Origin of the sequence: Ventrimonas faecis (genome assembly GCF_040096075.1) — a bacterium.
GTDB lineage: Bacteria > Bacillota > Clostridia > Lachnospirales > Lachnospiraceae > Brotaphodocola > Brotaphodocola faecis.
On the sequence record NZ_JBBMFJ010000017.1, the window covers coordinates 1 to 22,404 of the forward strand.

20 protein-coding genes and 7 pseudogenes are annotated in these 22,404 nt (G+C 46.5%); 19 read left to right on the forward strand and 8 right to left on the reverse strand.

What is annotated here, in order from left to right; translation table 11 throughout:
• The coding region (locus tag WMO41_RS08975) for an InlB B-repeat-containing protein (RefSeq protein WP_349229467.1) at positions 1-4,356 on the forward strand (4,356 nt) is incomplete at its 5' end.
• A 211-nt stretch (positions 4,357-4,567) separates the two neighbouring features.
• On the opposite strand, the pseudogene WMO41_RS08980 reads toward WMO41_RS08975, so the two are convergent.
• A pseudogene (locus WMO41_RS08980) lies at positions 4,568-4,897 on the reverse strand (6-phosphogluconolactonase); the annotation flags it as partial.
• On the opposite strand from WMO41_RS08980, the gene WMO41_RS08985 reads away from it, so the two are divergent.
• The 11 genes and pseudogenes from WMO41_RS08985 to WMO41_RS09035 all read left to right on the forward strand — a co-directional run bounded on the left by WMO41_RS08985 (position 4,883) and on the right by WMO41_RS09035 (position 11,396).
• A complete protein-coding gene (locus WMO41_RS08985) occupies positions 4,883-5,242 on the forward strand; it encodes a hypothetical protein (protein ID WP_349229515.1) in 360 nt (119 codons plus the stop codon). The pseudogene WMO41_RS08980 and the gene WMO41_RS08985 sit on opposite strands and share 15 nt — an antisense overlap.
• Positions 5,243-5,293: 51 nt before the next feature.
• Positions 5,294-5,668 (forward strand): TnpV protein, encoded by a 375-nt coding sequence (locus WMO41_RS08990; protein WP_001129922.1) that lies wholly within the window; start codon positions 5,294-5,296, stop codon positions 5,666-5,668.
• A 366-nt stretch (positions 5,669-6,034) separates the two neighbouring features.
• Positions 6,035-7,954: a tetracycline resistance ribosomal protection protein Tet(O) gene (gene tet(O), locus WMO41_RS08995; RefSeq protein WP_000691758.1), complete on the forward strand. Its 1,920-nt coding sequence runs from the start codon at positions 6,035-6,037 to the stop codon at positions 7,952-7,954.
• Between the two features lie 54 nt (positions 7,955-8,008).
• Positions 8,009-8,179, forward strand: coding sequence for a cysteine-rich KTR domain-containing protein (locus WMO41_RS09000; protein ID WP_004614788.1), 171 nt, complete (start codon positions 8,009-8,011; stop codon positions 8,177-8,179).
• A gap of 490 nt (positions 8,180-8,669) precedes the next feature.
• The gene (locus WMO41_RS09005) at positions 8,670-9,179 is read left to right on the forward strand and encodes a sigma-70 family RNA polymerase sigma factor (protein WP_105116765.1); all 510 of its coding nucleotides are present in this window, start codon (positions 8,670-8,672) and stop codon (positions 9,177-9,179) included.
• Positions 9,180-9,273: 94 nt separating this feature from the next.
• The gene (locus WMO41_RS09010; protein WP_000323895.1) at positions 9,274-9,699 is read left to right on the forward strand and encodes an RNA polymerase sigma factor; all 426 of its coding nucleotides are present in this window, start codon (positions 9,274-9,276) and stop codon (positions 9,697-9,699) included.
• Between the two features lie 83 nt (positions 9,700-9,782).
• Positions 9,783-10,257: pseudogene (locus WMO41_RS16085) on the forward strand (RNA polymerase sigma factor).
• A gap of 154 nt (positions 10,258-10,411) precedes the next feature.
• Positions 10,412-10,591 (forward strand): annotated as a pseudogene (locus WMO41_RS16090) (AAA family ATPase); the annotation flags it as partial.
• A pseudogene (locus tag WMO41_RS16095) lies at positions 10,583-10,825 on the forward strand (hypothetical protein); the annotation flags it as partial. The pseudogenes WMO41_RS16090 and WMO41_RS16095, both read left to right, overlap by 9 nt.
• Complete coding sequence (locus tag WMO41_RS09030; RefSeq protein ID WP_004607965.1) at positions 10,822-11,034, forward strand: transposon-transfer assisting family protein; 213 nt, start codon at positions 10,822-10,824, stop codon at positions 11,032-11,034. The pseudogene WMO41_RS16095 and the gene WMO41_RS09030, both read left to right, overlap by 4 nt.
• Complete coding sequence (locus WMO41_RS09035; protein ID WP_002569182.1) at positions 11,031-11,396, forward strand: cysteine-rich VLP domain-containing protein; 366 nt, start codon at positions 11,031-11,033, stop codon at positions 11,394-11,396. Before WMO41_RS09030 ends, WMO41_RS09035 begins: the two co-directional genes overlap by 4 nt.
• Before the next feature lie 177 nt (positions 11,397-11,573).
• Here the strand turns inward: WMO41_RS09035 and WMO41_RS09040 are convergent, their stop codons facing one another.
• The 4 genes from WMO41_RS09040 to WMO41_RS09055 form a co-directional block, all read right to left on the reverse strand.
• Positions 11,574-11,825, reverse strand: coding sequence for a helix-turn-helix domain-containing protein (locus tag WMO41_RS09040; protein WP_002569183.1), 252 nt, complete (start codon positions 11,823-11,825; stop codon positions 11,574-11,576).
• 63 nt (positions 11,826-11,888) lie between these two features.
• A complete protein-coding gene (locus WMO41_RS09045; RefSeq protein WP_002569184.1) occupies positions 11,889-13,235 on the reverse strand; it encodes a relaxase/mobilization nuclease domain-containing protein in 1,347 nt (448 codons plus the stop codon).
• Positions 13,196-13,525 carry a plasmid mobilization protein gene (locus WMO41_RS09050; protein WP_002569185.1) on the reverse strand — a complete coding sequence of 110 codons (330 nt, stop codon included), beginning with the start codon at positions 13,523-13,525 and terminating at the stop codon, positions 13,196-13,198. Before WMO41_RS09050 ends, WMO41_RS09045 begins: the two co-directional genes overlap by 40 nt.
• Before the next feature lie 267 nt (positions 13,526-13,792).
• A complete protein-coding gene (locus WMO41_RS09055; protein ID WP_002569186.1) occupies positions 13,793-14,146 on the reverse strand; it encodes a helix-turn-helix transcriptional regulator in 354 nt (117 codons plus the stop codon).
• Positions 14,147-14,530: 384 nt separating this feature from the next.
• Between WMO41_RS09055 and WMO41_RS09060 the strand changes: the two genes are divergently transcribed.
• The 4 genes and pseudogenes from WMO41_RS09060 to WMO41_RS09075 form a co-directional block, all read left to right on the forward strand.
• On the forward strand, positions 14,531-14,710 hold the full coding sequence (locus WMO41_RS09060; protein WP_002588768.1) for a cysteine-rich KTR domain-containing protein: 180 nt from the start codon (positions 14,531-14,533) through the stop codon (positions 14,708-14,710).
• A gap of 23 nt (positions 14,711-14,733) precedes the next feature.
• The gene (gene rlmN / locus WMO41_RS09065) at positions 14,734-15,723 is read left to right on the forward strand and encodes a 23S rRNA (adenine(2503)-C(2))-methyltransferase RlmN (protein ID WP_002569187.1); all 990 of its coding nucleotides are present in this window, start codon (positions 14,734-14,736) and stop codon (positions 15,721-15,723) included.
• Between the two features lie 250 nt (positions 15,724-15,973).
• A complete protein-coding gene (locus tag WMO41_RS09070) occupies positions 15,974-16,159 on the forward strand; it encodes a hypothetical protein (protein ID WP_009243795.1) in 186 nt (61 codons plus the stop codon).
• Between the two features lie 101 nt (positions 16,160-16,260).
• Positions 16,261-16,641: pseudogene (locus tag WMO41_RS09075) on the forward strand (sigma-70 family RNA polymerase sigma factor); the annotation flags it as partial.
• 100 nt (positions 16,642-16,741) lie between these two features.
• On the opposite strand, the gene WMO41_RS09080 reads toward WMO41_RS09075, so the two are convergent.
• From WMO41_RS09080 to WMO41_RS09090, 3 genes are read right to left on the reverse strand one after another with little or no spacing between them, the layout of a single operon-like run.
• The gene (locus WMO41_RS09080) at positions 16,742-17,218 is read right to left on the reverse strand and encodes a PcfB family protein (RefSeq protein ID WP_002569165.1); all 477 of its coding nucleotides are present in this window, start codon (positions 17,216-17,218) and stop codon (positions 16,742-16,744) included.
• 41 nt (positions 17,219-17,259) lie between these two features.
• Positions 17,260-17,481, reverse strand: coding sequence for a DUF5348 domain-containing protein (locus WMO41_RS09085; protein ID WP_002569164.1), 222 nt, complete (start codon positions 17,479-17,481; stop codon positions 17,260-17,262).
• 23 nt (positions 17,482-17,504) lie between these two features.
• Positions 17,505-18,488, reverse strand: a complete 984-nt coding sequence (locus WMO41_RS09090) for a DUF6017 domain-containing protein (protein WP_002569163.1) — start codon at positions 18,486-18,488, stop codon at positions 17,505-17,507.
• A 285-nt stretch (positions 18,489-18,773) separates the two neighbouring features.
• On the opposite strand from WMO41_RS09090, the pseudogene WMO41_RS09095 reads away from it, so the two are divergent.
• The 3 genes and pseudogenes from WMO41_RS09095 to WMO41_RS09105 all read left to right on the forward strand — a co-directional run.
• Positions 18,774-20,461, forward strand: a pseudogene (locus tag WMO41_RS09095) (recombinase family protein); the annotation flags it as partial.
• Positions 20,447-20,797: pseudogene (locus tag WMO41_RS09100) on the forward strand (amidohydrolase family protein); the annotation flags it as partial. The pseudogenes WMO41_RS09095 and WMO41_RS09100, both read left to right, overlap by 15 nt.
• A 223-nt stretch (positions 20,798-21,020) precedes the next feature.
• Positions 21,021-22,391 carry an MFS transporter gene (locus tag WMO41_RS09105; protein ID WP_349229469.1) on the forward strand — a complete coding sequence of 457 codons (1,371 nt, stop codon included), beginning with the start codon at positions 21,021-21,023 and terminating at the stop codon, positions 22,389-22,391.
• Positions 22,392-22,404 lie beyond the last annotated feature (13 nt).

Below are 22,404 nucleotides of genomic sequence, written 5' to 3' on the forward strand. Positions count from 1 at the left end.
ACGCTGGAATGCTATTCACAGGAAATCATATCAGAAAATGAGGCCACCCCATCCGAGGCGGATGAGCCTGTTGAGTGTAGCCATATATGCAGCGCGGAAAGCGGCTGTATCACAAAAAAATTAAACTGTCAGTATGAGGGCAGCACTCCGGCAACTGCGAAAACACCGTTGGAAAATGAAGCTGAAGAAGAAACAGAACAAGGACAAGAAGCAGAAATTGCCACCTCGTCCAATGCACAGGAAGGCGTTACCGTGGAAAGTGTACAGGCCATGATTGACGCATTGCCAGACGCGGAGGAAATCAGCGCCGATAACGCCGAGGACGTAAAAGCCCAGCTTGAAGCCATTGACGAAGCAAAGTTGCAGCTCTCCGACGAGGAATTGGCTACACTCGATTTTTCACGCTATACGGAGGCCGCTGCTGTGCTGGCAGGTCTGTCCGCGCCTATGCTGACCGTAAGCGGAGCAGAAGAAGTCTCTACAGCGGATGCACTGACTTCTGCGCTGGCGGATAGCAGCATTCCTAAGATTACACTGATGGGAAATATTGAAATCGGCGATACCCTGACGGTGGATCGCACCGTATCGTTGGATCTGAATGGTTTTGTGCTGCGAATGACTGACAGCGGCAGCGTAATCAGGGTGGAGCAGGGCGGCAATCTGATAATCGAGGACAGCAACACGATTGCACAGCACAAATTCACTACAGGCAGCAATGGTCTGTGGGTGCTGGACGAAACCAACGGTACAGAAACTGTCTCCGGCGGCGTTCTTACCGGCGGCAATGCTAATGACGGCGGCGGTGTGTATGTTCTTACCGGCGGTCAGCTTACCATGACAGGAGGAAACATCGTTGGCTGCTCGGCAACAGGCGTGGGCGGCGGTGTATCCCTGGAAGGCTGGCGTAGCACGGTCGATCAGACAACGTTTACAATGACCGGCGGCAGCATCACCGGCTGTTTTGCAGCCGCCACAGACGGAGGCGGCGGTGTGAATGTTACGGGAGGAACCTTCACCATGGCTGGCGGTAGCATCATGGAATGTACCGCCCACAACTCCGATGCCTTCAGCACCAGCTATGGCGGCGGTGTGCATATCCGGAACGGTGGCAGCTTCACCATGTCTGGCGGCACCATCCAAAACTGCAAGAGCAGCGGCAATCAAGCAGCTGGCGGCGGCGTGTACGTTGGGAAAGGTCAATTCACCATGAACGGTGGCAGCATCACAGGATGTCGGGCGGAGGGAACTTCAGGAAATGAAAGATTTGCCCGGGGCGGTGGTGTCTATAACTACGGCGGCTTCACCATGTCCGGCGGTTCCATTGAAAGCGACTGCACGGCAGACGGCAGCGGCGGCGGGGTGTACAACATAAACACGCTGTACGCCAACGGCGGCGAAATTGCTGGGGATGTGATGAACGGTGTGCCAAATCAATCAACCGGAACGATCACCGGCAGTGGCGGCACCAGGTTTTCCGGCAAGGTGACCAACAACAAAGGCGACTACGACGACAAAAGTACCATCGAAAGCGGCACGTTCACCGGCGAGGTGATCAACGACGGCGGTACGATTTTAAGAGGTGATTTCAGCGGGGCCACCCTAAGCGGTACGCTTGTAATCACTTTTGACCCAGATAACGGAGAGCCGACCAGTACGCAAGAAGTGAATTGGAGTAGGGACGGAGCAACACTTACCGCACCGACCCCGGTTCCCACCAAAGAGGATTATACGCTTGACGGCTGGTATTACGATAACAGCGGTACAACAACGAAATGGAACTTTGATACGGATAAGGTCAAATACACCATGACGCTTATGGCGCATTGGAAAGAACAGTCGACCGCAAGCCCAACGGCAGAAGTTTCCACGGCGGTGGAGTTGACTTCTGCACTGGGAAACAGTGCGATTACTACCGTCAAGCTGACCGCAGACATTACTATTAACGCCACACTGACCGTCAACCGTACTGTCACCCTGGACCTGGACGGCTATGTGCTCCGGTATGACAGCGCGGACCGGGGCAGTGTCTTCGTAGTCGATGGCGGTCACCTGACCATTCAAGACAGCAACACCGGCGGGCGGTCACACGGCTTCACACCGACCGGCGACGGATTGTGGATACTGAATGAGACAGGCGGCACGGAGACCGTCTCCGGCGGCGTCATAACCGGCGGCACAGGACATCCGATTCTCCTCGGCGGCAGCTCTTATACCTACTACAACTACTACGGCGGCGGTGTGTATATCGCCAATGGGCAACTGACCATGACCGGCGGCAGCATTGTCGGCTGCTCCGCGACGGATGGCGGCGGCGTGTGTATGAATCCGCCGACCGGTCAAATGGACCAGTTCTGGATGACCGGCGGCAGCAGCATCGCCGGGTGCGTCGCCTCCGGTGGCGGCGGCGGCGTGTACGCCTGCGCGGCAGGATCTTTTTTTGACATGCGCGGAACCGCGGTCATCCACGACTGTCGGTGCGGCGGTGGCGGCGGCGGTGGCGTTCGCGCTTACGGCACGTTTCGGATGTTGGACCAGGCGGTCATCCGCGGCTGCACCGCCGAAAGCGCGACCCAAAAGGTTTACGGCGGTGGCGTATACGTCGCCAGCAGCAGCGGCTTTGAGATGTCCGGTCAGGCCAAAATCGAGGACTGCCAGGCAATCTCCACCTCTTCTTCCTACGCCTCCCTCGGCGGGGGCGTCTATATCACAAACAATACTTCACTCACCCTGTCCGGCAGCGCCGTGATTCAAAATTGCACGGCGAAGAATTCTGCTGACTCCAGCGAAGCCTATGGCGGCGGCGTGAGCACCTCTCGCATGAGACAGATCACCTTGGAGGACAGCGCGCGCATTGCCCTATGCAAAGCGGCAAACGGAAGCGGACTATACCTCACCGGCGTTCCGAATAATTCTAGCTATGGGAAGTTTTACGCCGACGGCGGTTCGGTCGACGGCGACGTCGTGCTGGGAAATGGCAAAGATCTCTGTACCATTAGTGGCTCCGGCGGGACGAAGTTCAACGGCAAGGTGACCGTCACCCCCGGCAGCACCAGCGAAAACGGCACATTCAACAGGAAAGTTATCAACAACGGCACGATCTCCGGCGGCACGTTCAACGGCGAAGTCATCAACAACGGCACGATCTCCGGCGGCACGTTTACCGGCACAGTCTCCAATAACGGCTCCATCACCGGCGGCACATTTACCGGAACCGTCATCAACAGCGAGAGCGGCACGATTGCCGAAGGCGTTTCAATCAATCACCTGCAATTTGTCGTGACCTTCGATGCCAACGGTGGAACGGGAGCGATGTATTCCCAGAATTGCACCTCCGGCGAGGAGGAGAAGCTTTTTTACAATACTTTTGTCCGCGACACTTATGATTTTGTTGGATGGAATACGGAGAGAGATGGAAGCGGCACAGCATATAGTGACGGACAATACATTATCGTTTCAAAAGCTATGACGCTCTATGCGCAGTGGAAAAAAACTGTTCCATCCACGCCAATTACTCCAGGCGGTATCCGCTATATCGTGGAGCATTATAAGGCCAGTGGTAGCGGCTATACGCTGGAAGAAACCGAGTATTCCACAGGTAAAATAGGCGATACCGTTACGGCAACGCCAAAAACCTATGATGGCTTTACCTATCATCCGTCAATCTCCACCTCCAGCGGAATACTAAAAAAAATCAGCAGTGCGGCAGATATCGTGACCTTAAAACTTTACTATGATCGAACTGTTTACGCTGTGATCGTAGAAAACGATGGGAACGGTTCCGCATCCGCTGCTCCTGCTTCTGCAGCGATGGGAGACGAAATTACCCTGACCGCTGCGCCAAATAGCGGCTACCGTTTTAAGGTGTGGGAAGTTGTTTCTGGTGGTGTGACTATCAGTAATAACAAATTTATTATGCCAGCAGGCAATGTGACCGTAAAGGCTATTTTTGAACGAAAGTCAAGTGGCAGCTCCGGCGGTGGTGGTGGAAGTAGATCCTCTGGAAGCATTTCTTCCAAAGAGCAGCACCGCCCGTCCATAGTCGATGATCAGGCCCGGTGGGTACAGAATGGGACTGACTGGAAACTGATCTTAAGCAGTGGTGAGACTGCGGCAGACCGCTGGGTACAGAAAGGCGGTTACTGGTACTGGCTTAAGACAGATGGTATCATGGCACACAGCGGGTGGCTGCTTTACATGGGCCATTGGTACTACTTAAATGCAGGCGGAGACATGATCACTGGCTGGTTGTTCTGGAATGAGCATTGGTATTATCTGAAACCGGATGGTATCATGACAGCAGATGAGATGACTCCGGACGGCTACAAGATTGGACCGGACGGAATTTGGGTTCAGTAAAAACTGAAATAAGCCATACAAAAGGAGCCTTGCCTGGCATATGCCGGGTGGAGGCTTTTTTTGTATGGATGTTGTAAACTGAAAAGAGGATTTTTCAAAGGAAAATGCCGAAGAAAGTAACAAATGAATACTAAAAAGAATACCGGGTAGCCACTTAGCAATATGCCAAATGGTTATCCGGTATTTTATATTTGGATGAGATGCAAAGAGTTTACTTAATTTTACTAAGAGCTGCCTCATCTGCAACGATGGTTACATCGTTATGAAGCTGTAGGATGGATGCAGGAACTTGAGGTGTGATGGCACCATAGAGGACCTCTTTTAAAATATCTGCCTTATCCTCTCCGCTTACGACAACCAGGATCTTTTTGGCCTGCATGATGTTCTTAATACCCATGGTGTAAGCCTGTCTCGGGACATCATCTTCTGAAGCGAAGAAGCGCTTATTTGCCTCAATGGTGCTTTCGGTCAGATCAACACAGTGGGTTTCCTTTTCAAATGCAGCACCCGGCTCATTGAAACCGATATGGCCGTTGTGACCTTCCTGAAAGCATCCAATGGGCTTGTGAAATTTATCGGGCTGGCTCCGGAAGAGAGCAGCAATGCAATTGAATTTATTCAGGAAGTAAAAGACCGGGTGAATGTTTCCCTTGCGCATACCAATGCTGATTATGAAACTGTGGCGACTGCATTTGTGGCCGGAGCCAATCATGCGGTTCATCTGTACAACGCAATGCCTGAATTTACGCACCGGAAGCCGGGCGTAGTAGGGGCAGTGTTTGACAATAAGCATGTAATGGCAGAAATTATCTGCGATGGGATACACATCCATCCAGCAACGATCCGGGCAACATTCCGAATGATGGGAGCAGACCGTATGATGTAGGACGGATTTTGCGGACATTCAAAATAAAAAAGAATGTGGAGGTAACAGACAATGGCAAAATCATTATTTGAGGAACTGGGCGGCAAATACGAAAGGCAAGGGGATTATTTGATACCGTGCTTAACTGTACCCGCCGAAGAAGAACAGGCAATAGGCATCTGGGGGCAACGGCATTTAGATTATCTAAAACAGTACCGTAAAGTTACATACACCAATCTTCTTACAAGCGGCAGGCTAAACGCCTACCTTGCCGACATCAACAGACAGGCACAGGAACGCTTTGAAAGGCTCATAGAGGGTATGAAACAGGCACAGGGCATAACGGAACAGCTAAAGGCAGAAAACGCCTTAGAATGGACAGGATGCCTCAATAACATAAGGGCTTGTGCGAGGGAGATTGTGGAAAAGGAAATTATTTTTGCATAAACAGATGATTAGTGGCAGGGGGAAATCCTGCCGCTTTTTCTGCTTTAGTTTGTCAGCTTGACAAATAAAGGGTTAAGGAATATAATTAGATTCAGTATTATACAAGGAGTTAATAAATATGCGGCAAGGTATTCTTAAATAAACTGTCAATTTGATAGTGGGAACAAAAAGTAGCAGTCCCGTTTCACTTTTAATATGGGGCTTAGTTTTTTGTACCCAGTTTAAGAATACTTTTATCATGTAATTTTATATGCCCGAAAACATATAAGTGTTTTGGGGCTATTGGAGTTATTTACCCAGTGATAGGAGTATTTATCACTGGGTATTTTTATGCCCTTTTTTGGGTGTTGATAGGAGGAAAATCACATGAAAATAATTAACTTAGGCATTCTGGCTCACGTTGACGCAGGAAAGACAACATTAACGGAAAGTTTATTGTATACCAGTGGTGCAATTGCAGAACTAGGGAGCGTAGATGAAGGCACAACAAGGACAGATACAATGAATTTGGAGCGTCAAAGGGGAATCACTATCCAGACAGCAGTGACATCTTTTCAGTGGGAGGATGTAAAAGTCAACATTATAGATACGCCAGGCCATATGGATTTTTTGGCGGAAGTATACCGTTCTTTATCCGTATTAGACGGAGCAGTATTATTAGTTTCTGCAAAGGATGGCATACAGGCACAGACCCGTATACTGTTTCATGCACTACAGATAATGAAGATTCCGACAATTTTTTTCATCAATAAAATTGACCAAGAGGGGATTGATTTGCCAATGGTATATCGGGAAATGAAAGCAAAGCTTTCTTCGGAAATTATAGTGAAGCAAAAGGTTGGGCAGCATCCCCATATAAATGTAACGGACAATGACGATATGGAACAGTGGGATGCGGTAATTATGGGAAACGATGAACTATTAGAGAAATATATGTCAGGGAAACCGTTTAAAATGTCAGAACTGGAACAGGAAGAAAACAGGAGATTCCAAAACGGAACGTTATTTCCCGTTTATCACGGAAGCGCTAAAAACAATCTGGGGATTCGGCAGCTTATAGAAGTAATTGCCAGTAAATTTTATTCATCAACGCCTGAAGGTCAATCTGAACTATGCGGGCAGGTTTTTAAGATTGAATATTCAGAGAAAAGGCGGCGTTTTGTTTATGTGCGTATATATAGCGGAACATTGCATTTGAGGGATGTTATTAGAATATCTGAAAAAGAGAAAATAAAAATCACAGAGATGTGTGTTCCGACAAACGGTGAATTATATTCATCCGATACAGCCTGCTCTGGTGATATTGTAATTTTACCAAATGATGTTTTGCAGCTAAACAGTATTTTGGGGAACGAAATACTGTTGCCGCAGAGAAAATTTATTGAAAATCCTCTCCCTATGCTCCAAACAACGATTGCAGTAAAGAAATCTGAACAGCGGGAAATATTGCTTGGGGCACTTACAGAAATTTCAGATGGCGACCCTCTTTTAAAATATTATGTGGATACTACAACGCATGAGATTATACTTTCTTTTTTGGGGAATGTGCAGATGGAAGTCATTTGTGCCATCCTTGAGGAAAAATATCATGTGGAGGCAGAAATAAAAGAGCCTACTGTTATATATATGGAAAGACCGCTTAGAAAAGCAGAATATACCATCCACATAGAAGTCCCGCCAAATCCTTTCTGGGCTTCTGTCGGGTTGTCCATAGAGCCGCTCCCTATTGGAAGCGGAGTGCAGTATGAAAGCAGAGTTTCACTTGGATATTTAAATCAATCGTTCCAAAATGCGGTTATGGAGGGGGTTCTTTATGGCTGCGAGCAGGGGCTGTATGGATGGAAAGTGACAGACTGTAAAATCTGTTTTGAATATGGATTGTATTATAGTCCTGTAAGTACCCCCGCAGACTTTCGGCTGCTTTCCCCTATCGTATTGGAGCAGGCTTTAAAAAAAGCAGGGACAGAACTATTAGAGCCATATCTCCACTTTGAAATTTATGCACCGCAGGAATATCTCTCACGGGCGTATCATGATGCTCCAAGGTATTGTGCAGATATTGTAAGTACTCAGATAAAGAATGACGAGGTCATTCTGAAAGGAGAAATCCCTGCTAGATGTATTCAAGAATACAGGAACGATTTAACTTATTTCACAAATGGGCAGGGAGTCTGCTTGACAGAGTTAAAAGGATACCAGCCAGCTATTGGTAAATTTATTTGCCAACCCCGCCGCCCGAATAGCCGTATAGATAAGGTTCGGCATATGTTCCACAAGTTAGCTTAACAGCTTGCAAAAGTCATATAAAATGAGATTTGAAAGGATTAGAGACTAATTATGATGAAATGCGAATGGATATTGTGTCCTGTTTGTGGGAGCAAAACCCGTAATAAAATTAGGAAGGACACTGTTTTGGAGAATTATCCCCTTTATTGTCCAAAATGCAGACAAGAAAGATTGATTAAAGTTGACAACTTGAAGATAACTGTCATCAAAGAGCCAGACGCTTAAGACGCAGAGCCGATGAAATTGTGGAACAATTCACGAATCATCGGCTCTTTTTGTTTCGTATTTGAAAGAACAAACTCACCAAATAAAAAAAACGATATTCGGGTGGGTTATTTTGTTATACCCTAAATTACCCTCTGAATTTGTTTTTAAATTTGGAGGGATTTTTTTATGTCCTTTTTTCGGGCAGTTATCTATCTGCTCATACGAAGCAAAATTTATCAATACATAGCATATCAGAGAACGGCAGGAAACCAGTTAAAAAAATTTCTGCCAGTGCAACGGTACTTCTCACCTTGAAAGTAGAAGTACAATCTCCATACAATAGAATTACTATTTCCTATAACCGTAAAGGTCACAGAGCCTTTGCGGTTTTTCTTTTGTCGATTTTTGTTGGAAAGTGCCGTAGGGCTGTTTCTGATATGCGGTGTCGTTCTCCGCCTCTCCATCTGGATTTTTTACATTTCAAAAATTCAGATGGGAGGTATTTATGGTGAAATATGCACCAAGAAAGGTATATATCAGAGAAAGTGGCGGCTATGTGGAATTATCCTACACGGAGTTCTGCCGTTGCAGGGAATCCGACCAGACCTATATGGACAAGCTGTTTATCCCCATTCAAGGCTGTCTGCTTGAAGTCGTGAGGGAGCAATACACAGACTTCTACCGTGACAAGGAACGGTGGCGTTATCTGCAAAAATTAGATACAAAGAATAGACTGCTATCTCTCGACGGATTTACGGACAGCGAGGGGAATCCTCTGGACTTTATCACTGATGAAGCGGTGGACATTGCAGAAACCGTTGTCAATGCGGTCATGGTGGACAGGCTGAAAGCCGCCCTGCCTTTGCTGTCGGATAGTGAACAGGAGCTGATACAGGCAATCTTTTTTGACGGACTTTCCGAGCGTGAAGTCGGGGCGAGGTTGGGCATAACCCAGAGCGTTGTAAACAAACGCAAAGCCAGAATCCTAATAAAACTAAGAAAGATAATAGAAAATTAAAATTTAAGGCGTTCAGCCCCCTTGTTTTTTCCTTTGGGAAGATGAGGGGGCTTTTCTCTGCCCTCTCAATCAATTCTGATTGGAGGAAGTAAGAATGGCATACAACCACGGACGGGAGGACAGGAAATGGCGTATCTGGAAAGAAGCGGAGGAAAAGCTGCTGCGTGAGTGCGGCGTTGATGAAGCGACCATTGAGCAGATACGCATGGCGGACAGGGCAGACTTCAATTCCAACAGGCGGTTTTACCGATGGACGAATGACGTTGCGGAATATCTTGAGGACATGGCAGGCAGGGAGCGGCAGGCGGAAGTGGGTACGGTTGCGGAGTTACTGGAAGAGATTGAGAGCGAAAATCTCTATCAAGTATTAGTCACGGTGGACGGGCGTACCTTGAAAATCGTCCTGCTGAAAATGCAGGGGTATTCCACAAAGGAGATTGCCCCGCTTGTGCATTTGACGACTGGTGCCATCTATGCGAGGTTAGACCATCTGCGGAAGAAGCTGCGGAAAATTTTATAGCTTCTAAAACAGCCTGCCATCCTGCGGGCTACTGGGTGAGGGATGGAAATCCCCTCACTCATTTTTTGCAGGAGGACAACAGGATGGCATACAGGGTTAAGGCATACACGCTTCGGGAGGAATCCACGGAAAGCGGCACAAGGTATTTTATCAGCTTTAAGGACGGGCAGGGCAAATCCCACGAGTTGGAAGTGTCGGAACAGTTCTTTATGGAGTTTCGGCAGATGGAGCGCAGGAACAGGAATCTTTTCTAATGGGACGAGCGGCACAGGGAGTTTAACGAGGTATGGGACGAAACCCTTTACAGACGGGCGTTGCGTGTGCCTAAGAGCCTTGATGAACGCATGGTTGAGGAAGAACGGAATGAAACGCTCTATAAGGCGGTTGGGAGCCTTCCAGAGATACAAAGGCGGCGTTTCCTGCTCTACTACGAGTATGAGTTCAATTTTTACCAAATCGCCGCTATGGAGCATTGCACCGCTTCGGCAATACAGAAATCTGTTGCGATTGCAAAGGAGAAAGTAAAGGCGGAAATTGAAGAAATATCTCCAACCGTGACCGACACCGCCCGAAAAAGAAATCTGTTTTTTATTTGTGTGGGATTGGCGGCATTACATACTCTCACTTTTTTCCGTGGGAGTAAATCTATTTTTAAGGAGGTCAACGCCTATGTGCAACGAAAACAAAGACACCGCCCGAAAGGAGGAAAGCCATGCAGAAGTTACAGACAGTCAACGCCGAAACGCTCCTTTATGAACCGCTTGAGAAACCATCCTTTGTGGTGGACAGCCTTATCCCGACAGGCTTATCGCTGTTCTGCGGCTCACAGAAGATAGGCAAAAGCTGGCTCATGCTGAAGCTATGCTTATGCGTGTCGCAGGGAATGCAGCTTGCAGCCACAAAGGACACTGACCGCCTTTTCTCCATGCTGCCCTACAAGACCCTTGCCTTTTCCAAAATCGAGGGCAGACATGGGACGTATGCGCTGATTGACAAGGGGGAGAACCGGGACAGGAAGATAAGGAAGCCCCGCCCCTCTATCCGGGCGCAGCTTAAAGCAGACAAGGCAAAGACCGCCCCGAAAAAGGCGGCGGCAAAAACAAAAAATCACGATATGGAGGTATGAGCATGATTAGACTGACTGTTGAAGAAACAAACCTTTTGAGCATTTACAACGAGGGCGGCAAGCGGGCTTTGATTGAGAATGTCAACGCCGCGCTGCCCTACATGGACGCGGATATGCGGGAGCTTGCAAAGCGCACCCTTTCCAAAGTGGACGCTTTGACCGAAGCGGAATTTGCAGAGCTTCCCATTTACGCCGCTGATGAAGTATGAACGGGGTTAAGCGGCTGACGCCGCCCCAGAGCCGGAAAGTCAACGCCCTTGTGCGCCGGACGTGCTGCAATTATGATAACGGGAACTGTATCTTACTGGACGACGGGGACGAGTGCGTTTGTCCGCAGCTCATTTCCTATTCGCTTCTCTGCAAGTGGTTCCGGGCTGCGGTGCTTCCCGCCGACAGGCTACTCTATGCGGAGCTTTACCAGACAGGGGACAAGAAGAAGTGTACCGAGTGCGGCGCGTTCTTTGCGTCAACCTCTAACAGTGTCAAATACTGCCCCGTCTGCCGGAAGCGTATCACCCGCAGACAAGCTGCCGAGCGCATGAGGAAAAGACGCACCCCTGTTACGCAGTAGGTGCGGAAAATCCCTTGATTTACAGGGCTTTCCGGGCGTGAAAATCGGATAGGCGATACTTTATACCTTTACCCCCGAAAATGGCGTTCTACTGCGTAACATTCACGAAAACAGCACCCATAAAAAGACAGGGCGCGGAAGTCATATACTGGCTTCCGCGCCCTGTTCTTTTTTTGCCTATCTGACATTTCCCTTTTCCATTTCTTCAAGCGGGAACTGCGGGAGGGCTTCTATCAGCTTCTTTGTGATAGACTGGCGCATATCTTCGTTGATTTCCTGTTTCGTGCTTCCGTCTGGCTGTCTGACCGCTACCGTCGATAGCCTGTCGATTTCGTCCTTGTAGCAATCCACGACTTTCTCCACCGCCCATTTCTCCCCGGCAACGGCGGCGCGTATGGTTTCATATTCCGGCATTTTCTGGTTTTCCATGCTCAACGCTCCTCTGCTTTTTGATAGCCCTATCATAGCACAGCGGCGGGGATTTTGCTATCCTTATCCGCGTTCTGTTTCCTTTTCCCGTTCCGGCTGTCTGTCTGCCTGTAAAATGCTGTCAATGTTCTGCTTGATAATATCATATTCCCGGACTTTCTTTTTCAATTTTCCATAGTCGGCGTAAAGGGCTTCTTTCTGCGCTTGGAGGGCTTCATACTCCGATTGCAGCGCGGCGAGGTTCGGGAGCTTCGCAATGCCCGCCGCTTTCAGTGACCTTACGGCGGCTTCATGGAGGATAATTGCCTGTTCCTGTCCGGCGCGGTACTTCTCCCTGTTCCTTGCCTTGCGGTATGCGTCATAGACAGGCTTTGTCTTTTGATAGGTGGAAACATTCTTGATAAGCACCGCCATTTCCGCAAGCCGCTTTTCGGCGTTCTTCAATGCGTCTGCCGCCTGTCCGCTTTCCGCTGCCATTTCCTCAATCCGGCTGACTAAATCCGCGTACTGCTCAATCTTATGTTCCGTCAAGAAATTCATTGTTTTAGCTGCCTGTTTCAGATTGTGGATTTTCGCCCACTGTTCATAGCCCTTACTCTGCGCTGCCTTGATACTGTTCTCAATGTCGATAAGCAGCGACACGCCGCGCTGCTCTCTGGGAGCTTTCGCCACCTTTGTCCGTCTGCCCGCTATCCGTTCCCTTACGGCTTCCTCTGTATAGTCTGCGCCGAGGGTTTTAAGGCGGGTGAAGCGTTCCTGTCCGGGGGCGCGGCATGATACATATTTCCCCGGCTTTATCTCATAGCCCGCCGCCTGTAACCGCGTTAGCAATTCCTCAAAACTGGAAACTTGGGGGATAAGCGCGTCAACAGTGGTTTTCAGCTTGCCTTTCCAACTTGTACCCGTCTTTTCTGCCTGGTACTCCGCATAGCTCTTTCCCTTGCTGCCCTTGCCGGGGACGACAACGGACAAGCCATTTTCCCGGCACAGCTTGTCGCTCATGTTCCGTATGCCGTAATAGCTCCTTTTGTTGGAATTGTATTTATGGTGGTCTACAAAGTTCACCGCGCAAAAAATGATATGGTTATGGACGTGTCCTTTGTCAATGTGCGTCGTGAGTACATACTCATGCTGCCCCTTTGTTACCGCGTCGGCAAGCTGCTTTCCGATTTCATGGGCTTTCTGATAATCGACTTCCCCCGGCTCAAAGGACTGTATCAGATGAAAGGCTAAATTGTTCCCCTTTTGGAGTGCTTGCGACAGGGTATATTCAAACTCAATATCTGCCGTTTCATAGGAGCAACCGAAAGAGGACACAAGCATTTTCCCGTCCGTCTTGTCCGGGTTTTCGATATAGTCAAGGGCTTTGCTTAGAGTGCTTTTAATAGGCTTAATCTTTGTAACCGCCATATCTCCGCAAGCACCCCCTTTATTTCCTCTATGTCCTCTTGGTATGCGTTCCCCGTCGCGTTTACGCGGCGTGCTATCTGGTTGACGTTGACACCGATTTTCTGTATCTCTGCGGTCATAGCCTTTATATCGGCGTGGTCTATCTGAATGATATACCCGTCAATGGCAATCTTCCGCAGATACGCCGCCATGTTCCGGGTGGGTACGAGCTTCATTTTTTCCAGTATTAAATCCCGTTCCGCTTCCGTCACTCTGAATTTGATTTGCACTGTCCTTTTGCGTCCGTCCATGTGTTCGCTCCTTTCCTTTCCGTTCCGAGGGTTTGGGACACTTCCCAACAAGCAATTTTCAACCGACGCGCCGCAGCGCGGGAGGGCGAAAATACGGAAGTGGTACCCGCTTCCTATGCTTGCTACGAATGTTTTTATCCTTTAGGCTCTTATCACCTACTACGGAGAAAAAGCGATTTTGCCAAACTTACGCAAAAGAAAAACGCTGCAACCTCAAAAAAGATTACAACGCTTTCTAAATCCTGTTCAGTTTTAAGTCGGACATTCCTATTCGCCCTCTTTTTCGACTTCGGAAATCTCCTTTGCCGTTGCGGTTACAATCCGTATGCCTGTATCGCTCATACCGTCAAGAAGCGCGTCAAGCTGCCGCCGCTGCGTGTTCTTCTCCGGCGGCGTTTCTAAAAGGAATTGGTCTACGGATATATGGTAACGCTGTATCAGCTCAAAGAATATCTGTAAACTTGGGTGCTGCCCCTTGTTCTCAATGTTCGCAAGGTAGCGCGGCGAGATAAACATTTCGTCGCCTACTTTCTTGCGGCTCTCCTTGCATCCCTCACGCGCTGCCTTTATCGCTGCCCCAAAAGCCTTAAAGTCGTATCGTGGTACTGGTCTTTTTGCCATAGTTATTCACCCTATTACATTTTACTGTTCCCCTTTCTTCTTGGATATGTCTACGTAGTTCTATCAGTTAGCCAAAATAATTCATATATATATATGTTGACAACAAGCTGCTTTTGTATATAATATTATATAAAAGGGGGGGAATGTTTATGTTACATAGCATGCGTATTCGATAAGCATTGAAATCAAAAAAGATTTTTCCCATTTTCAATATGGGCTTTTTTGTCATGCTTATTTTGCGTATGCTATACAACAAAACTAACGACGTATAGACATAGTATAAAAACTATGCCTTAATTTTGTTGTAGTATTATATGTATAAATGCAGGTCAATGCTCATGTTGAGAATTGACCTGCATTTTTTTGCGCAAAAGGAGAAATATTATGCTTGAAAAATATTGGATAAAATGTCCAATTTGTAACGGAAAGACGAGGGTTCAAGTATTTTATAATACGGTATTAAGAAATTTTCCTCTTTTCTGCCCTAAATGTAAATTAACGCATATCGTTGATGTTGAAAAACTAGAAATCATAATCAAAAACTCTGAAAAACAAACTTTTTAATTTTGAAAAGGAAGGATATTTAAATGAAACACTTACCTAAAAGTACACCTACGGAAATATTGAATGACCCATACGGATTTACTTACAAAGAAATGTCGGAAGTAATTGGAGAGGATAAAGCAAGAGCCTTATATACGGAATTGTATAAACAGCCATTTCACAAAGAAAATCTATCAATATCAACAAAAAAAGTCTATAAAAGTAGCGATACTGAAAAGTATGTTTATGAATTGAAAGATAACAGGTATATTGAAACGGTTTTTATTAAACGGCGAGATGGTGGGACTGTTTGCGTAAGTACGCAAGTTGGTTGTTCTGTTGGCTGTATTTTTTGTGAGTCCGGACGCAATGGTTTTGTTCGTAATCTAACACCGTCTGAAATTGTGCAGCAGGTTGTATTGATACGTCAAAAAGTAAATCGTATCGTTTTTATGGGAATGGGAGAACCTTTATTCAATTACGACAACTTGATTGCAGCAATCCATATTCTTCGAGATAGAAATGGACTTAACTTTCCAACCGACGGCATTACCGTATCAACAGTTGGTCCAGTTAATCAATTAAAAAAATTGCGCGAAGAACATCTAAAAATTCAGTTGACAATATCTTTACATGCAGCAACACAGGCTGCGAGAAACTGTATCATTCCTCATATGCACATGTACGCTATTGAAGATGTTGTTAAGCAAGCATTGTCCTATTCTCAAAGGCATAATCGAAAAGTGGTATTTGCGTATTTGCTTTTACCAGGTATAAATGACCGTTCCTCAGATATAAGGCAACTTGCAAAATGGTTTAAGGGCAAAAATGTTATGATTAACGTGCTGCAATACAACCCGACGAGTAATTCAAAAATTAGAGCACCACAAAAACAAGAAATGGTTGCGTTCAAACATCAATTAGAGCAAACAGGACTTGAAGTTACCATGAGAGTTTCTCATGGTAGAGAGATTAAAGCAGCTTGTGGACAGTTAGCTAATACATATAATAAAGCCAAAAAACAACAGAAATAATTTAATTAAAAGAGCCAGACGCACAGACGCAGAGCCGATAATATGCAGTTTGAAATACTGCTGTTATCGGCTCTTTTTTGATTTTAATTTGTGCCCCTAATAACCATATTGGAGCAAAATCAGAACTGTTGCTTGTCGTTCTTTGATTTCCGCAGCAGCTTTGAAAAATCAAAGCCGCCGTTTCTTTTTATCTTCTAATGAAATGACGCGGTATCACTGTTGAAATCGGCGGCTAAAGGAGGTAGCCGCCATGAAGCAAAAAGCATATCGACAAAATCCGACAGTTATTGACTTATCAAAAAAAGCCCGCCCACCACCGGGGGAAACTACGCTTATATATATGAACTGTCTAATCATCTGGATACTGCTTACAATGCCTATGCGCCCGTCCGGGCTTTTCGGACGGGCGCATTTTGTACGTTCAAAAAATTTTTGAAGAAATTTCAAAAAATCTTCGGCGTTTTTGAAAAACGCCGTATTGCCCCGCGAAAAGGGGGGAAGCACCACCAACTTTCCAACGAGAAAGGAGGTGAGAATGTGGAACCTAATAGCAGGGAGTTTTACAAACAGTGTGCTTTTCAGAAGTTTTGTAATACGGTATTGCACAATGAAGCTTGCGACACCCATAGAGAACTTCGCAGACACAAGGCAAAGGAAGTGACCTTTTCCGACATGACCTTAGACGAAGCGCGGCAGCTTCATACGTTTGATGAATATTTCAAACGTGAAGCCGCCGAAACCGTCTTTGAGAAAGCCGGGAAGAAAATCACGCCAAAGCTGCTTCTTGAAGCAATCCGTACTTTGCCGGAAGAAAAGCGCAAAGCCATATTGCTGTATTACTTCGAGGGAATGAACGATACCGAGATTGCGGAGCTGTTCAACACGTCGAGAAGCACGATACAGTACAGGCGGACAACGTGTCCTCAAGGCAGAGGTAAAGCACATCGCCCTCCATTGTCGGCATATCCCATAAAGGGATACGGGAGATTTAGGATAAGCAGCTTCTTGATTTCCGGCTTCATAGCGATACCTCCCTGTCCTTGTTCTTGACCTTTGCCCGTTCCGCGTTCTTGCCCTGTGCGGCTTCTTTGAGCGTAGAGAGCAGCTTTCGGATAGAGGGCTTTTTCTCCTGTGTCAGCTTCTTTGCGGAAAACTCCTTAAAGGCTGCGGTCAGCACGTCCGCGTCCCGCCCCTTGAAAAAAACCAGATAGCGGGGCGGGCTTTCCGTTGCGTCCTTTTTCAGCGCAAAGTCGATACCGTACTTTTTCGCCGTACTCTCAAAGGCTTTGATATTGCCCTCGGTAATCTCAATGTTGGAAACGCCCGCGTTCTGCTTCATAAGCTGCTTTAAGCTCTGCTTTCCCTGTGGCGGTTTTGCAAGCTGCTTTTTGCCCTTTGACAGTATGGCTTTCATTGCCTTTTGGAGCGTCTGGGCGGTCAGCTTCCCGGTCTTGATGTAAAGGGCTATGGTCTTTTCGTTTACTTCGTCCTGCAATTCCTCGCGTCCTCCTTTCGCGTTTCTTTATGGGGCGGCGGTCAGATACGCACCCGCAGCCCGTTCAAGTCCTCGGCTCTGATACCCACAAGATACCAGTTGTCGCCGTACTCAATCCGGGTCGGCTTCCACTTGCCCCGCACGAATACGTCAAAGCACTCACCGCAATGCAAGCCCCCGTAGTAGCTGTTTAAGTCAAAGCGAATGTCGTAACGGTCGGTGCGCTCGTCAAATACCAATGCTCCTGTCATTTTCTGTGCCATAATAAAATCCTCCTTTTGTTGTTTTACAGGCTTTCGCCCGGTTTGAATGAATAATAGTCCGGGTCGCCGTACTGCGGCTTCTTCGGTGACAGTGCGCCGCTTGCCATGTCATGGGCGACAAGGGAAGTGTAATAATTGCCGATAGTGGACGGGGCGTTGAAAAGGGCTGCTTTCAGATATTGCTTGATGTTGCGGATTTTCGTTGTGTTCTCCCGCATACAGTCAAGCACAAAGCGGATATGCTCGCCGTCCAGTTTCATAAACTTAGATTTCACAAGCTCTGCCGGGTAGTCGTCCCCCGCAATCCGTACCCGCTTTCTGGCGGTGCATACGGTTTCAAGCATGAGGTCTACAATCTCGTCCAGCCTGTCCCCGTCAAACTTCATGTCCTGTTTGAGAATGTGGTAGTCGATATTGTCCTTGATGATTTCCCGGTATATATCAACTGCGCTCTGTGCTGCCGCTTCCGTTCCTTTCCGTTCCGGCGGCGTAGCCGCTTCTCTGCAAGGAGAGGGGTTAGGGGAAAGGATAGGAATGGAATGGGTACTTGATAAATCTGTATTTGATTTTTCTTTTTTTGGTAAGTCAGTTCTTTGTATATCTTTATTTAATTGCGTTGGATTTTCCAACGTAGGTTTTTCCAATGTTGGTTTTTCCTGCGTTGGATTATCCAATGTTGGATTTTCCAATGTAGGTAAATCCGGCGTAGGCGGCTGCGGCTGCTCGAATATCACATAGTCCGCGCCCCGCAAGCGTCCTTTCTCGTCGCGCTCCCTTGACCGAACGATATACCCGGCGCGTTCAAGCTCCTTAATGGCTTCGCGGATAGCGTCTATCTTCTCCCGGTTGATAAGGGATAAGCCTTTCAAGGTGTAGTCCCAATCTTCGGGGAGTGACAGCATTTGCGACAACAGCCCTTTTGCCTTTAAGGAAAGCTCCTTGTTGCGTAGGTGGTGGTTGCTCATTACGGTGTAGCCCTTGTTCCGTTCCACTCTGAAAACTGCCATAGTAAATCACTCCTTTTGCTGTGGATTTGTTACGCAGTAGAAGCGCGGTTTCGGGGGATAAGGTATAAATCCCTTGCCGCGCCAGATACGCGCCCGCAAAATCGCTTGTAGCAAGGCTTTTTCTGCCCTTACTGCGTAACAAAGGGCATAAAAAAGCGGCGTTCCTGTTCTCCCATGTAGAGAGTAAGAAACGCCGCTTCTGCGTCGTATTCAGTTTTTAGTACAATACCCTGCTTGTCCGTCGCTCGAAAAACCTTGATTTTCCAGTGTTTTCAAAAGTATCGTTATCTAACGTCAGCTTTCCAAAGACCAAGTTTCCAGAATATGATAAAAGACATTGAAAGCGGTCTGATAAACTGCGTGATTACGAAAGATTTATCCCGTCTGGGGAGAAACTATCTTGATTGTGGGTTATATCTGGAAGTTTTCTTCCCAGAGCATAACGTGAGGTATATAGCGGTCAATGACGGCGTAGATACCTTGAATAAATCTGCTATGGACATCACGCCTTTCCGCAACATTTTAAACGAAATGTATGCCGCTGACATATCTGTTAAGATAAAATCGGCATATCGGGCGAGGTTTCAACAGGGGAAATTCATGGGAACTACCGCCCCTTATGGCTATATCAAAGACCCTGCCGACCACAACCATCTGCTGATAGATGATAAAGTGGCACATGTTGTAAAAGAGATATTCGACCTTGCATTAAAAGGGAATGGAGTTGCCAAAATTTGCAGACATCTTAATAAACAGCATATCCTACGCCCTGCCGCTTATGCGGCGGAGCGTGGCGAAACAGGCTTTGAACGTCATTTTGAGGGGAACGAGGACAAACGCTATATTTGGAGTGGGAACAGCGTGAGGAGCATTTTAAGAAGCCCGATATATGCGGGAAATCTTGTAGGCTACAAACGGATTGCCGCCAATATGAAAAGCAAGAAACGCCCCTCTAAGCTGCCCGAAGAATGGGAAGTGATACCCAATACCCATGAGGGAATAGTCACGCAGGAGGAATTTGATATTGTCCAACAGCTTATTACAAGTCGTAGGCTTCCACAGAACAAGGGAGGATTTGTAAATATTTTTGCAGGCGTTATCAAGTGTGTGGACTGCGGATGTGCTCTGCGGGCAATGAACGTACACAGGAGGAAACGCCCAGAGATTATCGACTGTGTACAGTATTCATGTAATAATTATGCAAGAAACGGAAGAAGCGAGTGTAGTGCCCACAATATAGAAGCAAGGGATTTATTCAATGCCGTTCTTGCCGACATCAACTGTTTTGCGGATATGGCAGTGAATGATGAAAAGGCGGTCAGGGCCATAGAAAAGCGGCTCACGGAAACAGACCAGAGCAGGGCGAAAGCATTAGAGAAAGAACGTAAGAAGCTGAACAAACGCCTTGCGGAACTGGACAGGCTGTTTTCCTCTCTCTACGAGGATAAGGTCATGGAGCGTATTACCGAGCGGAATTTTGAGATGATGTCGGGGAAATACCAGAAAGAGCAGCTTGAAATTGAAGCAAGGCTGAAAGAGGTGACGGAAACTCTTAATGAAAGCTACGAGAAATCACGGGGAATCCGTGACTTCCTCGCCCTTATCCGAAATTATCAAGGCTTAAAAGAACTGGATGCAACAGTTATAAACGCACTCATAGACAAGATACTTGTTTCGGAGCGTGAGAAGATGGCAGACGGAACAGTGAAGCAGGAAATCAAGATTTACTATAAATTCATCGGCTTTGTCGATGAATTACATATCATACCTACAAAACGGTGGGCAGCAATGCCCGCTAAAAATTGTACGGTGTGCGGCGTTGAATATGTCCCGGGCTCTGGTGCATCAAGGTATTGTCCTGCTTGTGCCAAGAAGATACGGAGGGAGAAATCAAACGAGAGCAAACGCAGGAGCAGAGAACAGAAAAGGATAGCATGTATGAACTGTCCGCAAAAAATGACCGACTGATCTTGATCAGTGACAGTATTCGGGCAACGAGAATGCCGGATGGTCAGTATACTCTCGGCGGGCAGGATGTAAAAGTGGTTGGAAAGAGGGCTACGCTTGGAAATACTGACACAATTGCTGGATCCGCAACAAACCTGATGGATTGTATGAGAACTGCGGTGAAACAGATGGGATTGCCTTTAGAAATAGCTGTAGGCTGTGCAACTATCAATCCAGCCAGAAGTTTGGATATCGACGATTAGTATGGATCTATTGAAGCAGGAAAGAAGGCACATGTGGTTCTATTGGATAAAGAACTTAACCTGACTGCTGTGATTAAGGATGGAGTAAGAATCTGTTAAATTTCAGGTGTGGATGATTCAAAATAAAAAGGGTGAAAATTCATGTTGGATTGAATTTTTGCCCTTTTATATTTGGCAGGTAAAACAGGTGTTTTAATTCTATCATTTTGTGCATATTCTATCTCATAAAAGATATGGAGTTTTCCCACGCATTTTTGTATAGTAGTTACAACGTATTGAAAAGGCAGGATGACAAAGACTATTATATGAAAAGGGGATTAAAATGGAAGAGAAGACATACCTGAAATGGCATAACAAAGTGGGGTACGGAAGCGGTGATATCGCAGGAAACGTAGTTTATGCGTTCCTGTCATCTTTTGTCATGATTTATCTGACAAATACAATTGGCTTAAATTCAGGAATTGTTGGCACATTAATTGCAGTATCCAAATTATTTGATGGTATAACAGATATCTTTTTTGGAACCATGATCGACCGGACAAAGAGCAAAATGGGTAAGGCAAGACCCTGGATGTTTTATGGTTTCTTTGGCTGTGCTATCACGCTCTACGGAGTTTTTGCAATTCCTACTAATATGGGTAAAACCGCGCAGTATGCCTGGTTCTTTATTTGCTATACCCTTTTAAACGCAGTATTCTATACGGCAAATAACATCGCATATGCAGCACTGACTTCTCTGGTAACAAAGAACAGTAAAGAACGAGTGCAGATGGGTTCTTTCCGTTTCATGTTTTCCTTTGCTACAAACCTTGCAATTCAGTCTATTACTGTAGGAGCCGTTGAATATCTTGGAAACGGTGCAGCAGCATGGAGAATCATTGCACTTATTTACTGTGTGATCGGTATCATTACCAATACGCTTGCAGTATTTTCCGTAAAAGAACTTCCGGAAGAAGAATTAAAATCCAATGGTTCCATGGGGATTGAGGATGATAAGCTTTCTTTCAAGCAGACTGTAAAGCTGCTGTTTGAGAACAAGTATTTTTCCATGATCTGTGTGATTTACATTTTACAGCAGCTTCGTGCGGCAATGGTTAATGTGGGAATCTTCTTTATGACCTATGTTCTTTTAAATAAGAACTTATTTGGCGTGTTCTCCTGGGCTAACAATATCCCTCTGATCATTGCTCTGGCGATTACACCAATGCTGGTAGCAAAGGCAAATGGAATGTACAAGCTGAACAAATACAGCTATGTATTTGCAAGCTTCTCCCGTCTGTTGGTAGTGTTTGCAGGTTATATGGGAAGTATCCCGCTGATGTTGTTATTTATCGCAATGACCTCTTTAGGTGAAGGTCCATGGCAGGGAGATATGAGTGCTGTTATTGCACAGTGTTCCGAGTATACCTATTTAAAGAGCGGCAAACGTATTGATGGTTCCATGTTCTCCTGCACTTCCATGGGTATAAAACTTGGCGGCGGTATTGGTATTGCTCTTTCCGGATGGTTGCTTGACATCAGTGGATATATCAATATGGATAATGCTGTTCAGCCGGCCAGCTGTATCAAAATGATGTACTTTATGTACCTCTGGCTGCCATTTATCTTTGATATCATCATTACGGTTATCCTTTCCTTCTTAAATGTGGAGGGTGCAAACCGCGAATTAATTGAAAATATGCAGGAATCATAAATCAATAGCCTCT

Bases quoted from the DNA above. Each gene is read 5' to 3' on its own strand.
- WMO41_RS08985 (WP_349229515.1), top strand. From the start codon at position 4,883: ATGGCCGTTGTGACCTTCCTGAAAGCATCCAATGGGCTTGTGAAATTT.
- WMO41_RS08990 (WP_001129922.1), top strand. From the start codon at position 5,294: ATGGCAAAATCATTATTTGAGGAACTGGGCGGCAAATACGAAAGGCAA.
- WMO41_RS09000 (WP_004614788.1), top strand. From the start codon at position 8,009: ATGAAATGCGAATGGATATTGTGTCCTGTTTGTGGGAGCAAAACCCGT.
- WMO41_RS09010 (WP_000323895.1), top strand. From the start codon at position 9,274: ATGGCATACAACCACGGACGGGAGGACAGGAAATGGCGTATCTGGAAA.
- WMO41_RS09030 (WP_004607965.1), top strand. From the start codon at position 10,822: ATGAGCATGATTAGACTGACTGTTGAAGAAACAAACCTTTTGAGCATT.
- WMO41_RS09035 (WP_002569182.1), top strand. From the start codon at position 11,031: ATGAACGGGGTTAAGCGGCTGACGCCGCCCCAGAGCCGGAAAGTCAAC.
- WMO41_RS09040 (WP_002569183.1), bottom strand. From the start codon at position 11,825: ATGGAAAACCAGAAAATGCCGGAATATGAAACCATACGCGCCGCCGTT.
- WMO41_RS09045 (WP_002569184.1), bottom strand. From the start codon at position 13,235: ATGGCGGTTACAAAGATTAAGCCTATTAAAAGCACTCTAAGCAAAGCC.
- WMO41_RS09050 (WP_002569185.1), bottom strand. From the start codon at position 13,525: ATGGACGGACGCAAAAGGACAGTGCAAATCAAATTCAGAGTGACGGAA.
- WMO41_RS09055 (WP_002569186.1), bottom strand. From the start codon at position 14,146: ATGGCAAAAAGACCAGTACCACGATACGACTTTAAGGCTTTTGGGGCA.
- WMO41_RS09060 (WP_002588768.1), top strand. From the start codon at position 14,531: ATGCTTGAAAAATATTGGATAAAATGTCCAATTTGTAACGGAAAGACG.
- rlmN (WP_002569187.1), top strand. From the start codon at position 14,734: ATGAAACACTTACCTAAAAGTACACCTACGGAAATATTGAATGACCCA.
- WMO41_RS09070 (WP_009243795.1), top strand. From the start codon at position 15,974: ATGAAGCAAAAAGCATATCGACAAAATCCGACAGTTATTGACTTATCA.
- WMO41_RS09085 (WP_002569164.1), bottom strand. From the start codon at position 17,481: ATGGCACAGAAAATGACAGGAGCATTGGTATTTGACGAGCGCACCGAC.
- WMO41_RS09090 (WP_002569163.1), bottom strand. From the start codon at position 18,488: ATGGCAGTTTTCAGAGTGGAACGGAACAAGGGCTACACCGTAATGAGC.
- WMO41_RS09105 (WP_349229469.1), top strand. From the start codon at position 21,021: ATGGAAGAGAAGACATACCTGAAATGGCATAACAAAGTGGGGTACGGA.